The organism is Citrobacter cronae (assembly GCF_016893685.1).
Classification (GTDB): Bacteria; Pseudomonadota; Gammaproteobacteria; order Enterobacterales; family Enterobacteriaceae; genus Citrobacter; species Citrobacter werkmanii.
This window is the reverse complement of sequence record NZ_CP069763.1, coordinates 4,519,945-4,535,752: the sequence shown is the minus strand read 5'-3', so window position 1 is coordinate 4,535,752 and position 15,808 is coordinate 4,519,945. Positions and strand designations below refer to the sequence as shown.

Sequence of the window (15,808 nt, the reverse complement as noted above, 5' to 3'; positions counted from 1 at the left end):
AAAACCTGGCGGTAACGCCGGGTTTCCTGGCATGAAGGGAATTTCATTATGGATATAATGAGAAGTGTTGTGGGTATGGTGGTATTACTGACTATCGCGTTTCTGCTGTCAGTAAATAAAAAGCGTATTAGTCTGCGTACGGTCGGGGCAGCACTGGTGCTGCAAATTGCAATCGGCGGCATTATGCTCTATTTCCCTCCGGGGAAATGGCTGGTTGAACAGGCCGCGCTCGGTGTCCACAAGGTGATGTCATACAGTGACGCGGGTAGTGCATTTATCTTTGGCTCCCTGGTCGGGCCAAAAATGGATGTGCTGTTCGACGGAGCCGGGTTTATCTTCGCCTTTCGGGTGCTCCCGGCCATCATTTTTGTGACCGCGCTGATCAGTCTACTCTACTACATTGGCGTGATGGGGCTGTTGATCCGCATCCTTGGCGGTATTTTCCAGAAAGCGTTGAACATCAGTAAGATCGAGTCATTTGTCGCAGTAACCACGATTTTCCTCGGGCAAAACGAGATCCCGGCAATCGTGAAACCGTTTATTGACCGGCTGAATCGCAATGAGCTATTTACCGCTATCTGTAGCGGGATGGCCTCGATTGCTGGCTCAATGATGATTGGTTACGCTGGAATGGGCGTTCCGATTGACTATCTGCTGGCGGCATCGTTGATGGCAATCCCTGGTGGTATTTTATTCGCGCGTATGCTGAGTCCGGCAACTGAAGAATCTCGCGTCACCTTTGAGAACCTGTCATTTACCGAAACGCCGCCGAAAAGCATCATCGAAGCAGCGGCGAGCGGGGCGATGACCGGGCTGAAAATTGCCGCAGGCGTGGCGACGGTAGTAATGGCATTTGTTGCCATTATTGCGCTGATTAACGGCATTATCGGCGGAATTGGTGGTTGGTTTGGTTTTGGTCACGCCACCCTGGAAGGGATCTTTGGCTATGTGTTAGCCCCGCTGGCGTGGATTATGGGCGTGGACTGGAGCGATGCGACGCTGGCAGGTAGCCTGATTGGACAGAAGCTGGCAATCAACGAGTTTGTCGCCTATCTCAACTTCTCGCCGTATCTGCAAACCGGCGGAACACTGGATGTGAAGACCATTGCGATTATCTCGTTTGCGCTGTGCGGGTTCGCTAACTTTGGTTCGATTGGCGTTGTCGTCGGCGCATTTTCGGCGATAGCGCCACAGCGAGCCCCGGAAATCGCGCAGCTTGGAATGCGCGCGCTGGCAGCAGCAACGTTGTCAAACCTGATGAGCGCCACCATAGCGGGTTTCTTTATCGGTATAGCATAGTGAGAATAATGCCGGATAAGCGTGGCGCTATCCGGCATTACATTTAAGCTGTTTGCAGCAAATATAAGGCGTTATCTGCCGAGAGGGTTGGGTTGTTAATGCTGACGCTGGCTCGCGATAATGCCGCGCAGGCCATGGCAAAGTGAGCGCTTTCACGGAACTCGCTACCTTCCAGAAAGCTGTACAGCAATCCCGCCATAAAAGCGTCATCGGCGCCAAAACTGTCTACGATCGTATGATTGGGAGGCGTCAGTAAAAACTGTTCTCCGTCCTTTTCGCTGCAAAAAACAGATTCATCTTCCAGACAGACAAAGATCCGTTTTACCCCTTGCTGATGCAGACTATTGACGGCCAGTACGCGATCGGCATCTGAATGGATAGGTTGACCCCACAAAATCGCCAGCTCTTTCTGCGTTGGTTTTAGCGTATGAATACGCGTAAACCATGTCTTCATTTTTGCCGCTTTGAACTCTGAAACGGTGTCAATGAATACCGGAATATCATCAGCAATAGTAAAGACCCACTCAATGGCTTCGGCGGTCAGATTGCAATCTGCCAGTACGACACCGGAATGGCGGATCAAATCTCGCGACCCGTTCAGCAACTGCGGCGTTAATTGCTGCAGGATATGGGTATCGTTAATTGCCAGTACGGTTTCTTCCTGCTGATTAGCGATCGACAGGTAGGTTGAGGTGTTATGCCCATGCAGGCGTATGCAACTTGCAACGTTAACGCCGGCCTGACGCGTTTGTTCCAGCAATGTTTCCCCATAGAAATCACTGCCAACAGCGGAAATTAAGTGAACGTCACGGCCCAGCAGCGCCAGGTTGTGGGCGATGTTGCGTCCTACGCCGCCTGCCGAGCAGTGAATGCTGCCAGGATTAGAGGCAGCCTGAGGATAATGGATGTCTGCAACACCACGAATATCCATGTTGATTGCTCCGACAACCACGCAATAATCCTGTTCGGTAAGGATATAACCTTTACCTTTGATCATGCCTTTACGCATCAAATCCATAATATGCGCAGCGACGCGTGAACGGCTGATTTGCAGAATATCGGCGATTTCATTCTGCTGAATCAACGGATTGCGACGCAGGATCTTAAGGATCTGCTTTTCCCTGTCGTTCATGATTACGCCACCGCTTGTTCTGTTTGCTGGGCTTTCAGCCAGGCAATCTCTTCTGCCCAGATATCCGGATTAATCGTTTCCAGCACCAGCGGAATGCCATCAAAACGATTGTCCTGCATGATCCAGCGAAAAGCGTCGTGGCCAATATTCCCTTCACCTAAGCTGTGGTGGCGGTCGACGCGACTGCCAAACGTGCTCTTGGCGTCGTTCAGGTGCATACCGCGTAGATAGCTGAAACCGACAATACGTTCAAATTCCGCAAACGTCTTTTCGCATTCCTCGACAGAACGCAAATCGTAGCCGGCAGCGAAAGCGTGGCAGGTATCAATACAGACGCCAACACGGGATTTATCTTCAACACCATCAATAATGGCGGCAAGGTGCTCAAACTTAAATCCGAGATTGCTGCCCTGTCCGGCGGTATTTTCGATAACTGCCGTAACCCCCTGGGTCTGAGCGAGGGCGATGTTGATAGATTCAGCAATGCGCGCCAGACATTCATCTTCCGGGATCTGCATCAAATGGCTGCCCGGATGAAAGTTGAGCAGCGATAAACCGAGCAGTTCACAGCGCTGCATTTCATCGATAAATGCATCGCGTGATTTTTCCAGCGCATCGCTGACCGGGTGGCCGAGATTAATCAGGTAGCTGTCGTGAGGCAGGATCTGAGCGGAAGTATAGTGATACTTCTCGCAAGCGGATTTGAAATCATCAATGATTTCAGTGGTCAACGCCGCGGCGCGCCACTGACGCTGATTTTTGGTGAACAGGGCGAATGCGGTAGCTTCGATTTCTGCGGCCCGAATAGCGGCGTTAGCCAGACCGCCAGCGGCGCTTACGTGCGCTCCGATGTATTTCATGAATTAAACCCGCCATACTCAAATTCAAAAAAGGAAGAGTATAGCGGGTCAACTAACGTTAGTCGTGATCGTTTATGCCATTAGCGCGTGGATAGCGAAGTTAATCGCACCACCGCCTACAATCAGCCAGACAAACAGCAGTAGCGCCATCAGCAAAGGTTTAGCACCAGCTTTTTTCAGGGCGCTCACGTGAGTGGTTAGCCCCAGTGCGGCCATCGCCATTGCCAGCAGCACGGTATCCAGCGTCACCAGCATACTCACTACCGACTGCGGCAGCAGGTGGAAAGAGTTAAAAATCGCCACCACAATGAACATGATGGCAAACCATGGAATGGTGATTTTGCTCTTCTCACCACCTGTTGCCGGAGACAGTTGTTTTACTCGTGCGGCCAGCAGGATGAGGAACGGAGCCAGCATCATGACGCGCAGCATTTTGGCAATAACCGCGGCGTTTTCAGCATCCGGGTTAATGGCGTGTCCGGCGGCAACAACCTGCGCAACTTCATGCATGGTGGAGCCAATGTAAATCCCGTAAGTCTCGGGAGTAAACCAGTGCGCTAACAGCGGATACATCGCCGGATACAGGAAGATAGCGATAGTACCGAAGATAACCACCGTGGCGACGGCGACCGTCACCTTACTGGCTTCGGCTTTAACGACAGGCTCTGTTGCCAGTACCGCGGCGGCGCCACAGATGCTGCTCCCCGCGCCAATCAGCCAACTGGTGTGACGGTCCAGACCAAACACTTTCTGCCCAAGGAAGCAGGCAATCATGAAGGTGCTGCTGAGCGTTAATATGTCGATTACGATACCGCTGACGCCGACGTCAGCAATTTGCGCGAAGGTAAGGCGGAAACCGTAGAGGATTATCCCCAGGCGTAATAAATGTTGTTTAGCAAACAGTACGCCGCCATCGCAGCTTTTCCAGATTTGTGGATACACGGTGTTGCCGATAACCATCCCAAACAAGATGGCTAAGGTGAGGGCGCTAAACCCGGCACCTGCGACGGCGGGAATGGATCCCCCCCATAAGGCGGCCCCAGTGATAACTGCACTCAGGGTAAGCCCCGGAATAAAATGCCACGCTGTACGACGATGAGTCTGTAAGGTGAGTTCTGTCATATCCTTCTCCTTTATCTGGGTAAAAGAGTACGGCGATGTGGTTTAAAAATAAAATTGATTATATATTTATAATTAATCTATATAAGTGGTATACCCGTCATACTTCAAGTTGCATGYGCGTTGGCTGCGYTCGYTCACCCCAGTCACGTACTTAAGTACGCTCCCGGGGATGCTCTCTCTTGCCGCCTTCCTGCAACTCGAATTATTTAGGGTATAAGTAACGGATATCCGGTGGAAAACGACTATGCATATCACCCTGCGACAACTTGAAGTGTTTGCTGAGGTACTGAAAAGCGGCTCGACGACTCAGGCATCTGTCATGCTGGCATTGTCGCAGTCGGCGGTGAGTGCGGCGCTTACCGATCTGGAAGGGCAGCTTGGCGTACAGCTCTTCGACCGCGTTGGCAAGCGGCTGGTGGTCAATGAGCACGGGCGCTTGCTCTACCCGCGCGCGCTGGCGTTACTTGAGCAAACGATAGAAATCGAACAGCTTTTTCGTGAGGATAATGGTGCGATTCGCGTCTATGCCAGCAGCACCATTGGCAATTACATTTTGCCCGCCATGATCGCCCGCTATCGCCAGGATTTTCCCGATTTACCGCTGGAGCTAAGCGTGGGTAACAGCCAGGATGTGATCAATGCTGTTCTGGATTTTCGGGTAGATATTGGGCTGATCGAAGGACCGTGTCACAGCACAGAAATTATCTCTGAACCATGGCTGGAGGACGAACTGGTGGTGTTTGCCGCCCCATCTTCGCCGCTGACAAAAGGTCCCGTGACGCTGGATCAACTGGCTGCTTCGCCGTGGATTTTACGTGAGCGAGGCTCCGGTACGCGTGAACTGGTAGATTATCTGTTGTTATCGCATCTGCCGAGATTCCAGATGGCGATGGAGTTGGGTAACTCCGAGGCCATTAAGCATGCGGTCCGCCATGGGCTCGGTATCAGCTGTTTGTCGCGTCGGGTCATTGCAGAACAGTTACAGGCGGGTACGCTGAGTGAAGTCCCTGTGCCGCTGCCGCGTTTAGTTCGCACGCTCTGGCGCGTTCATCATCGACAAAAGCATCTCTCTAATGCCATTACGCGCTTTTTACATTACAGCGATCAGGTTGCGCAGGGCGAATAAGGCACTCACTGGCGTAATATCACCTCTATGCATAACGGCGGTTTCGTCTTAACCGCCATGCTCCGCCCATTTTCTGCTTTACTTATAATCCGCGGCCAGTCATGAAGGTCTCTTATAACAGCGCATTTGTGCCGGAAGAAAGCCCTTTCGTCTGCTACAATCGCGCCTCATTTTTTGGATGGATAGCATTTTCACATGGTTTCCGAAACTAAAACCACAGAAGCGCCCACGCTACGTCGTGAACTGAAGGCGCGTCACCTGACGATGATTGCCATCGGAGGCTCCATCGGTACAGGTCTTTTTGTTGCATCTGGTGCAACTATTTCTGCGGCGGGTCCTGGCGGCGCGTTGTTCTCGTATATTCTGATTGGTCTGATGGTGTACTTCCTGATGACCAGTCTCGGTGAACTGGCAGCCTTCATGCCGGTTTCCGGTTCGTTCTCCACCTACGGTCAGAACTATGTAGAAGAAGGCTTCGGCTTCGCGCTGGGCTGGAACTACTGGTACAACTGGGCGGTGACAATTGCCGTTGACCTGGTAGCCGCACAGTTGGTAATGAGCTGGTGGTTCCCGGACACGCCAGGCTGGATCTGGAGTGCGCTGTTCCTCGGCGTTATCTTCCTGCTGAACTACATTTCCGTGCGCGGGTTTGGCGAAGCGGAGTACTGGTTCTCACTGATCAAAGTGACCACCGTGATTATCTTTATCGTGGTTGGCGTAATGATGATCTTCGGTATCTTCAAAGGCGCTCAGCCGGTGGGCTGGAGCAACTGGACGACCGGTGATGCGCCGTTTGCCGGTGGTTTTGCCGCTATGATTGGCGTGGCGATGATTGTCGGCTTCTCCTTCCAGGGAACTGAGCTTATTGGTATCGCGGCAGGTGAATCGGAAGATCCTGAGAAGAATATTCCACGCGCGGTGCGTCAGGTGTTCTGGCGAATCCTACTGTTCTATGTGTTCGCGATTTTGATTATTAGCCTGATTATCCCGTACACCGATCCAAGCCTGCTGCGTAACGATGTGAAAGACATCAGCGTTAGCCCGTTCACGCTGGTATTCCAGCATGCGGGTCTGCTGTCTGCGGCAGCGGTAATGAACGCGGTTATCCTGACGGCGGTACTGTCTGCGGGTAACTCCGGGATGTATGCCTCAACGCGTATGCTTTACACCCTGGCCTGCGACGGTAAAGCGCCGCGTATCTTCGCCAAACTGTCTCGTGGCGGTGTGCCGCGTAACGCACTGTATGCAACTACGGTGGTGGCGGGGCTGTGCTTCCTGACCTCAATGTTTGGCAACCAGACCGTATACCTGTGGCTGCTGAATACTTCCGGGATGACGGGCTTTATCGCCTGGTTAGGGATTGCTATCAGCCATTATCGTTTCCGTCGTGGTTATGTGCTGCAGGGGCATGATGTGCAGGATCTGCCGTATCGTTCTGGCTTCTTCCCGCTGGGGCCGATCTTTGCCTTTGTGCTGTGCCTGATCATCACTCTGGGTCAGAACTACGAAGCGTTCCTGAAGGACAGTATTGACTGGGGCGGCGTGATGGCAACCTATATCGGTATTCCACTGTTCCTGATTATCTGGTTTGGTTACAAGCTGACGAAAGGGACTCATTTCGTTCGCTACAGTGAAATGAAATTCCCTGGACGCGTGAAGAAGTAATCTTGTACCTGCTGGCACCGTGCTGATCCGACCTACGTAAGATAGTGTAGGTCGGGTAAGCCCTCCATGCTGCCATCCGGCAGACAATAACCCCCCCCCGCCACTCACCATGTTCAGTTAACATCTCAGTTTCAGAAAGCATCAACATGTGTTGGCGGGATAATGAACATGCTCTCTCTGAGAAAGGGTTCCGTTCACCTCATGTTCATCGCTTCTCTGTACACTGAACGCCAGTGAACGTGTTAAGGGTGCTATCGCCGCACCCTTAACAATCCCGGCTCCCGGCGGGAAAATTGTTGCTGCGCAATACCCTCYGCTTATTCCTTCAGGCTACCGGGCCGGGCGCGAKGWAGCGTCCCTGCAAAGCGCGCCCTGAGCCAGCATCCATGCTGGCTCTCCCGGCYTTACGGAAACACGTCGGCAATTTTCAGCCGGACCAGCCCACACYTCACCATCTGCGTTTTTTGGTCTGAACAGCAAAACAGATTTAACTGGAAGTCAGAGCRTTGAAGCGATGACTCCGGTCCGGCTGAAAATCGATGAGTCGTTGACGGCTGACCGGGKCTGCCCGCAGGGATGCGGGCAGAGGGGATGGCCTGCAGGGACGCAGGCTCGGCCCCGACCCGACAGGCAGACGGCATAAGACGAATGAATCGCGCAGCGACGATTTTCCCGCYGGGAGCCTGGGATGCAAGGGAGGCGGCGGTGAGCCTCCCTTGCACGTTCACGGGTATCTGTGMTTYAGARAAGTGATACSGCTGAGGTGAACGGAACCCCGTAGCGGAATAAAATGTTCTCCATACATGCTTAACTAACAGGCATTAGGCATTCACCTTGCCGGGGTTTTTTTATTGCGCCAGACTTAGAAGCTGTAAGTCAGGCCAACCGTGTAACGACGGCCATCGAGAACGGTGTCGTAGGTGTCATAATCGATTTGCTTATCCAGCACGTTATACACGCCGGCGGTCATCAGCAGATCCTTGGTAGCATAGTAGCGTAAACCAACATCGACCTGCGTATACGATGGCGTACCCTGTGCCATGGAGGTACGGCTCAGGTACTCCGACGTTTTACCGCGTAGATTCAGACGGCTCCAGAAACCGAGATCCTGCGTTGCCTGCCAGTCCAGGGTGGTGTTAAACATATGCTTTGGCATTTTGTTTAATGGCTGACCGGAGAACTGACCGCTTTTCTGCTCAGATTCCGTATAGGTGTAGTTCGCCGTCCAGTTGACGTCGGAGGTGATTTTCCAGCCGAAGGTGGATTCTACGCCGCGCATATTGGCTTTATCGACGTTCACACGATCGCTGACGAAATCATAATGGGTGCCACCGATGGTGCAGGCCGGGTCGGAACTGCTGTTACAGCGACGCACTTCGGTAATTTTGTTTTTGAAGTCGGTATTGAACAGCGTCACGCCCGCGTTGAGGTCGTTGCCGTTATCCCACAGTAACCCGATCTCTTCGCTCAGGCTTTTCTCTGGCTTCAGATCCGGGTTGCCGACAATGATCCCGTTCAGACGGCCGCCGCCGGTGACCTGTCCCCAACTGGCAGAAGACTGACGCAGATCCGGTGCGCGATAGCCTGCAGATACGCCACCTTTCAAGGTCCATTGATCGCTCAGATGCCAGACGCCGTAACCGCGTGGTGTCCAGTTGTCGCCGTAGTTTTCATCTTTATCCATACGCAGACCGCCGGTCAGCGCGAAGGTATCGGTAATAGCCCATTCATCTTCAGCAAACAGCGCCCAGCTCCAGCGGGTCAGTTTGTTCAGCCCATCGGCAGCTTGCAACTGATTGCCGTTATCGCGCAGTTTCTCATAACGGTACTGTCCACCCACTGTCAGGGTGTGCGCCCCGAGGAAAATCTGGTTCTGATTGTTAAAGATGGTGTTGTAGGACTTCATCTGGCGACCAGGGTTGTCGGTCTCTTCCTGCTGGATATAGCTGGTGGAGTTGAAGTCGTCGTAATAGCCGCTATGGGTGAGTGAATATGTGGTGTGCACATACTTGCTTTCGCTTTTACTGTTGGGCTTACAGCTTCCGTTGCGGCAGATTTCTTCAGCCCTGGATTTGCCCGGCGTACTGTCACGATCCTGCAGTTCACGTGCGTAATCGAAGTCGATGTCGTTTTTATCATCCGGCGTGAAGTTGAGGGTTAAACCCCCGTTACGCATACGCTGTTCATTGTAGCCATTGAGGATTTCATCTTCGGCACGATGAGAGAATAATCCGGTCACCTTCGCACCGAGTAACCCGTCAATCAGCGGCCCGGACGCATAGGCATTCGTCTGGTAAATATCACCGGAATCCCTGTCTTCCTGGAAAGTGGCATCGCCATGTAAGGAGCCGGTCCAGGCTTTGGTATTCGACACTTTTTTGGTGATGACGTTGATAACGCCACCCATCGCATCAGAGCCGTAAAGCGATGACATTGGTCCACGGATAACTTCGATGCGCTCGATGGATTCCAGCGGCGGTAACCAGCCTTGTTCAATACCTGAGTTATCGCTGTTAGGTCGTGTGCTGCGTGTGCTGATGCGTTTGCCGTTGATCAGGAACAACGTGTATTGCGAAGCCATACCGCGAATACTGATATCGCTGCTGCTGCCGCCACCGGTGACGACGACGCCAGGGACATCTTTTAGCGCATCGGTGACATCGCGATAGGCTTTGTCTTCAATTTGCTGCTTGGTAATAACAGATATCGACGCGGGGGCGTCCTGAATTTTCTGCTCGAAGCCGGTAGCGGTGACGACGACGGTGTCCTGTTCAGCGGCATGGCCGAGTGATGGGAGACTGGCGACGCATACTGCGGCAGCTACAGCCTTAACGTGAGGTATAGTCATTTGTATCATTCCATTTAAATGAATCAAACTGCGCGTCATGTGAAAGGCCATGACAATTGTATGTATTTGTCTTTTAAGGACTCTTTTCAGTAAAGAAGCGAATGGATTGTACAAAAGTATGAATTTTTGTAAACACAAATGATAATAGAAATCATTTGTGTTTGATGTGGTTTGAGGGGAAATTATTATTAAATCAATAAGATAAGTGAAAAAGAAAAATGGAGAAAAAGTGAAGGGATGATGGCGAAATGAAGAGGGCTTTCGCCCTCACTCAGGCGTTACTTCAGTAAATATTGCGCATGGAAGCGCAGGTGATCCTCAATAAACGACGCAATAAAGTAATAGCTGTGATCGTAACCCGGCTGGATGCGTAACGTCATCGGCCATGCGGTCTGACGTGCTGTTTCGGCCAGTACCGCGGGCTGCAACTGATCGGCAAGAAACTGATCGTTGTCCCCTTGATCGATAAGCGTCGGAATCGCATCTTCGGGCCTGCTGGCCAACATTAACGCGCAGCTATCCCATTCGGCCCACAGCGATTTATCTTCACCCAGATAAGCGCTAAAAGCCTTCTCGCCCCACGGAACGCGGCAAGGGTTAACGATGGGGGCAAAAGCGGAGATGCTGGTGTATTTCCCCGGATTTTTCAGCGCCATAATCAACGCCCCGTGACCACCCATGGAATGTCCGCTGATGGCGCAACGATCGCTGACGTTAAACTGCGACTGGATCAGTGCCGGAAGCTCATCACGCAGATAGTCATACATGCGAAAATGGCTTGCCCACGGTTGCTGGGTGGCATTGAGGTAAAACCCAGCCCCCTGGCCTAAATCGTAGCCATCATCGTTGGCTACTTGATCGCCGCGTGGACTGGTATCCGGCATCACCAGCACAATACCCAGCTCAGCCGCCACACGTTGCGCGCCCGCTTTGGTGGTGAAGTTTTCGTCATTGCAGGTCAGGCCCGACAACCAGTACAGCACCGGAGGCGGGGTATTCTCACGAGGCGGGGGAAGAAAGATGCTGAAAGTCATAGCGCAATTTAACGTGGCGGAGTCGTGACGCCAGCGTTGCTGCCAGCCTTCAAAACAGCGGTGCTCTTCAAGCATTTCCATGCGTGGCTCCTTGTTGTGTTGAACCTGAATATGTTTGCGAATTCATCATAATACAGATTATTCATTGCACTGTGAGTAACTTTCACTTCCGCATTGGGCAAACATACTTCATCATCTATATAACTTTACATTAACACTCAACATCGCCGGGCTGAACGCTACGTGAATTTGATACGCTGAAAGGCTGTGCCAATTTCAATAATTATCGCGGTGAATACTGGATTATGTGCGCCGCCTCACGCACAATGTTCTGGCTGTGACACAGCCTAAAAACTTTGCCCCATGCAGGGCAGAGGCGCCACACCTGCAGGAGAAAAAGAAATGTCATCACTCAGTAAAGAAGCGGCTTTGGTTCATGAAGCGCTGGTCGCGCGTGGTCTCGAAACACCACTACGCCCGCCCGTGCAGGAGATGGATAACGAAACGCGCAAACGTCTTATCTCAGGCCATATGACCGAGATTATGCAATTGCTCAATCTCGATTTGAGCGATGACAGTTTGATGGAAACTCCGCATCGCATTGCGAAAATGTATGTCGATGAGATTTTCTCCGGTCTCGATTACGCCAACTTCCCGAAAATCACCGTCATTGAAAACAAAATGAAGGTGGACGAGATGGTTACGGTCCGCGATATCACGCTGACCAGCACCTGCGAGCATCACTTTGTCACTATCGATGGTAAAGCGACGGTGGCGTATATCCCGAAAGATTCAGTCATTGGCCTGTCGAAGATCAACCGCATTGTGCAGTTCTTTGCGCAGCGTCCGCAGGTGCAGGAACGTCTGACCCAGCAAATTCTCACCGCGCTGCAAACGCTGCTTGGGACGAATAATGTTGCGGTGTCGATTGATGCGGTGCATTACTGCGTGAAAGCGCGCGGTATTCGCGATGCGACCAGCGCGACCACCACCACTTCTCTGGGCGGATTGTTTAAGTCCAGCCAGAACACGCGTCAGGAATTCCTGCGCGCAGTACGTCATCATAACTGATTAGGGCAGGGGCCATGGAGCGTAATGTCACGCTGGATTTTATTCGTGGCGTCGCCATTCTTGGCATCCTGCTTCTCAATATTAACGCCTTTGGCCTGCCAAAGGCGGCATATCTCAATCCCGCCTGGTATGGCAATATCACCTTATCCGACGCCTGGAGCTGGGCGGTGCTTGATCTCTTCGCACAGGTCAAGTTTCTCACGCTGTTTGCATTGCTGTTTGGGGCAGGGCTGCAAATGCTGCTCCCGCGCGGCAAACGCTGGATCCAGTCGCGGCTTACGCTACTGGTGCTGTTGGGTTTTATTCACGGTTTACTCTTCTGGGACGGCGATATCCTGTTGGCTTATGGCTTAATTGGTCTGATTTGCTGGCGGTTGATTCGCGATGCCCCTTCGGTAAAAAGCCTGTTTAACACCGGCGTCCTGCTTTATCTGGTGGGGATTGGCGTACTGCTGCTGCTGGGCGTTATCTCCGGCGGGGAAACCAGTCGGGCTTGGACGCCGGATGCCTCAGCTTTGCTGTATGAAAAATACTGGAAAGTGAATGGCGGTCTGGAAGCGGTCAGCAATCGCGTGGATATGATGTCCAATAGCTTGCTGGCACTGGGCGCGCAGTACGGCTGGCAACTGGCTGGGATGATGCTGCTTGGCGCAGCATTAATGCGCAGCGGCTGGCTGAAAGGGCAGTACAGTCTGCAGCATTATCGACGTACCGGCGTACTGTTGGTCGTTATTGGCATGGCGATTAACCTGCCTGCTATTATCATTCAGTGGCATTTGGAGTGGGCCTACCGCTGGTGTGCTTTCCTGTTACAAGCTCCGCGCGAGCTGGGCGCGCCGTTGCAGACTATCGGCTACGCCGCCCTGATGTTTGGCTTCTGGCCGCAGTTGAGCCGCTTAAAGTGGGTGATTGCCATCGCCTGCGTGGGACGTATGGCGTTAACTAACTATCTGTTGCAAACCTTAATTTGCACCACGCTGTTTTATCAATTCGGCTTGTTTATGAAATTCGATCGGCTGGAGCTGCTCTGTTTCGTCATTCCTGTCTGGGCCGTTAATCTTCTGTTCTCCGTCATTTGGCTGCGTTTTTACCGGCAGGGCCCGGTAGAGTGGCTGTGGCGTCAATTAACCCTGCGTGCTTCAGGGACATCATTACCACGTACATCCAGATAACGATCTGGATCACATTCATTAACAAAATGGATGTAAGCGCTTTCATTCCTGTGACATCACTCACGCAGTCCGTTTCATTGTGCTGACAAAATACCCAGCCTGGGGTGTCTGTGGCTAACCGCAATCTAAAACAGGGCAGTGAATATGGTAACCATCCGTGATGTGGCACGACAGTCTGGCGTATCTGTAGCGACCGTTTCCCGCGTACTGAACAACAGTGCGCTGGTGAGTCCCGACACGCGTGAAGCGGTGATGAAAGCAGTCACTCAGTTAGGCTATCGACCTAACGCCAATGCGCAGGCGCTGGCGACACAGGTAAGTGACACCATTGGTGTGGTGGTGATGGATGTGTCAGATGCATTTTTTGGCGCGCTGGTTAAAGCTGTCGATATGGTTGCCCAGCAGCATCAGAAATATGTCCTGATTGGCAATAGCTATCATGAGGCTGAAAAAGAACGTCATGCTATTGAGGTTTTGATTCGCCAACGCTGTAACGCTCTGATTGTTCACTCTAAAGCGCTCAGCGATCGGGAACTGGCAGAGTTTATGGATCAGATCCCTGGCATGGTGCTGATCAATCGCCTTGTTCCGGGTTACGCCCACCGTTGCGTCTGCCTGGATAATATCAGCGGCGCCAAAATGGCGACCCGCATGCTGCTGAATAATGGTCATCAACGCATTGGTTACCTGGCATCAAGCCACCGTATTGAAGATGATGCGATGCGCAAAGAAGGGTGGTTATCGGCCCTGAAAGAACAAGGAATTGATGCGGCGGAAAGCTGGATCGGTACCGGTTCGCCCGATATGCAGGGAGGAGAGTCTGCCATGGTGGAGCTGCTGGGGCGCAATTTGCAACTGACGGCGGTCTTCGCCTACAACGACAACATGGCAGCGGGCGCACTGACCGCGTTAAAAGACAACGGCATCGCCATCCCATTACATCTTTCTATCATTGGCTTTGATGATATTCCCATTGCGCGTTACACCGATCCGCAACTGACAACCGTGCGCTATCCCATCGCCTCAATGGCAAAAATGGCGACGGAGCTTGCGCTGCAAGGCGCGGCGGGCACGTTAGATCCTGCGGCATCGCATTGCTTTATGCCGACACTGGTGCGTCGTCATTCTGTGGCATTGCGGCAGAATGCGGCACTGATCACTAACTCATAAAGTCGAACTATGTAACCGCTTTCAATATGTGAGTAAATTCACAGTATATTAACAATGCGATAGCTATGATGACACTGTTTGTTGCGCTGTAACTACTATGTAACGGTGAATAATCACTTTCATCGAGGTATTGGTGCCTTAAACAAAAATTAAAGCCAGTTTTTGGAGCGTTGCCAGGCACGGAAGAATTATTTTTAAAAGTGAGCTTCGGCGTTCAGTAACACTTCAGTAACGTTCTGCCTGCCGAGCATTTATCTCAAGTACTACCCTGCATAACAAAACCGGAGATACCATGAATAAGAAGGTGTTGACCCTGTCTGCTGTAATGGCAAGCATGTTATTCGGCGCGGCTGCGCACGCTGCTGATACCCGCATTGGTGTGACGATTTATAAGTACGACGATAACTTTATGTCTGTGGTACGTAAGGCTATTGAAAAAGATGCCAAAGCGGCGCCTGACGTACAGTTGCTGATGAATGACTCGCAGAACGACCAGTCCAAACAAAACGACCAGATCGACGTATTGTTGGCAAAAGGCGTTAAAGCACTGGCGATTAACCTGGTTGACCCGGCAGCTGCAGGCACGGTAATTGAAAAAGCACGCGGTCAGAACGTGCCGATCGTGTTCTTCAACAAAGAACCTTCTCGTAAAGCGCTGGACAGCTATGACAAAGCGTATTACGTCGGTACTGACTCTAAAGAGTCTGGCATTATTCAGGGTGACTTGATTGCTAAACACTGGGCTGCTAACCCGAACTGGGATCTGAATAAAGACGGTAAAATCCAGTTTGTTCTGCTGAAAGGCGAACCGGGACACCCGGATGCTGAAGCACGTACCACTTACGTGATCAAAGAGCTGAACGACAAGGGCATTAAAACTGAGCAACTGCAGTTAGATACCGCGATGTGGGATACCGCTCAGGCGAAAGATAAGATGGATGCGTGGATGTCCGGTCCGAACGCTAACAAAATTGAAGTGGTTATCGCCAACAACGATGCGATGGCGATGGGCGCAGTTGAAGCGCTGAAAGCGCACAACAAAACCAGCGTACCGGTATTTGGCGTGGATGCGCTGCCTGAAGCGCTGGCCCTGGTGAAATCCGGTGCCATGGCCGGTACCGTGCTGAACGATGCCAACAACCAGGCGAAAGCGACCTTCGATTTGGCGAAAAACCTGGCTGATGGCAAAGGCGCAGCAGACGGCACTAACTGGAAAATTGACAACAAAATTGTTCGCGTTCCGTACGTCGGTGTCGATAAAGATAATCTGGCTGAGTTCACTAATAAATAAATCTCCGTCTATGGGCGC

At 52.0% G+C, this 15,808-nt stretch carries 12 protein-coding genes; 7 read left to right on the top strand and 5 right to left on the bottom strand.

The window, feature by feature from the left end:
- The first annotated feature begins 48 nt into the window (after positions 1-48).
- Positions 49-1,299: a NupC/NupG family nucleoside CNT transporter gene (locus JSN25_RS19770; RefSeq protein WP_038642011.1), complete on the top strand. Its 1,251-nt coding sequence runs from the start codon at positions 49-51 to the stop codon at positions 1,297-1,299.
- Between the two features lie 43 nt (positions 1,300-1,342).
- On the opposite strand, the gene JSN25_RS19765 is transcribed toward JSN25_RS19770, so the two are convergent.
- The 3 genes from JSN25_RS19765 to JSN25_RS19755 form a co-directional block, all read right to left on the bottom strand.
- On the bottom strand, positions 1,343-2,431 hold the full coding sequence (locus tag JSN25_RS19765) for a sugar kinase (protein WP_069323444.1): 1,089 nt from the start codon (positions 2,429-2,431) through the stop codon (positions 1,343-1,345).
- A gap of 2 nt (positions 2,432-2,433) precedes the next feature.
- On the bottom strand, positions 2,434-3,291 hold the full coding sequence (gene nfo / locus JSN25_RS19760; RefSeq protein WP_121529286.1) for a deoxyribonuclease IV: 858 nt from the start codon (positions 3,289-3,291) through the stop codon (positions 2,434-2,436).
- 72 nt (positions 3,292-3,363) lie between these two features.
- Positions 3,364-4,413, bottom strand: coding sequence for a YeiH family protein (locus JSN25_RS19755; protein WP_185655908.1), 1,050 nt, complete (start codon positions 4,411-4,413; stop codon positions 3,364-3,366).
- Between the two features lie 244 nt (positions 4,414-4,657).
- Here JSN25_RS19755 and yieE point away from each other — a divergent pair, with 244 nt between their 5' ends.
- Together yieE and lysP are read left to right on the top strand one after the other, a co-directional pair.
- Entirely contained in the window at positions 4,658-5,539 is an 882-nt protein-coding gene (gene yieE / locus JSN25_RS19750; protein WP_069323445.1) for a DNA-binding transcriptional regulator YeiE, read from the top strand.
- Between the two features lie 195 nt (positions 5,540-5,734).
- Positions 5,735-7,204 carry a lysine-specific permease gene (gene lysP, locus JSN25_RS19745; protein ID WP_038642000.1) on the top strand — a complete coding sequence of 490 codons (1,470 nt, stop codon included), beginning with the start codon at positions 5,735-5,737 and terminating at the stop codon, positions 7,202-7,204.
- A gap of 862 nt (positions 7,205-8,066) precedes the next feature.
- On the opposite strand, the gene JSN25_RS19740 is transcribed toward lysP, so the two are convergent.
- Together JSN25_RS19740 and fghA are read right to left on the bottom strand one after the other, a co-directional pair.
- A complete protein-coding gene (locus JSN25_RS19740; protein WP_204525275.1) occupies positions 8,067-10,052 on the bottom strand; it encodes a ligand-gated channel protein in 1,986 nt (661 codons plus the stop codon).
- Between the two features lie 278 nt (positions 10,053-10,330).
- Complete coding sequence (fghA, locus tag JSN25_RS19735; protein ID WP_085047873.1) at positions 10,331-11,167, bottom strand: S-formylglutathione hydrolase; 837 nt, start codon at positions 11,165-11,167, stop codon at positions 10,331-10,333.
- 321 nt (positions 11,168-11,488) lie between these two features.
- On the opposite strand from fghA, the gene folE reads away from it, so the two are divergent.
- The 4 genes from folE (at position 11,489) to mglB (ending at position 15,790) form a co-directional block, all read left to right on the top strand.
- On the top strand, positions 11,489-12,157 hold the full coding sequence (gene folE, locus JSN25_RS19730) for a GTP cyclohydrolase I FolE (protein WP_003027410.1): 669 nt from the start codon (positions 11,489-11,491) through the stop codon (positions 12,155-12,157).
- Positions 12,158-12,171: 14 nt separating this feature from the next.
- Positions 12,172-13,329: a DUF418 domain-containing protein YeiB gene (gene yeiB / locus JSN25_RS19725; protein WP_204525274.1), complete on the top strand. Its 1,158-nt coding sequence runs from the start codon at positions 12,172-12,174 to the stop codon at positions 13,327-13,329.
- 144 nt (positions 13,330-13,473) lie between these two features.
- Positions 13,474-14,499 (top strand): HTH-type transcriptional regulator GalS, encoded by a 1,026-nt coding sequence (gene galS, locus JSN25_RS19720; RefSeq protein WP_204525273.1) that lies wholly within the window; start codon positions 13,474-13,476, stop codon positions 14,497-14,499.
- A gap of 292 nt (positions 14,500-14,791) precedes the next feature.
- Entirely contained in the window at positions 14,792-15,790 is a 999-nt protein-coding gene (gene mglB, locus JSN25_RS19715; protein WP_006683804.1) for a galactose/glucose ABC transporter substrate-binding protein MglB, read from the top strand.
- Positions 15,791-15,808: the final 18 nt, after the last annotated feature.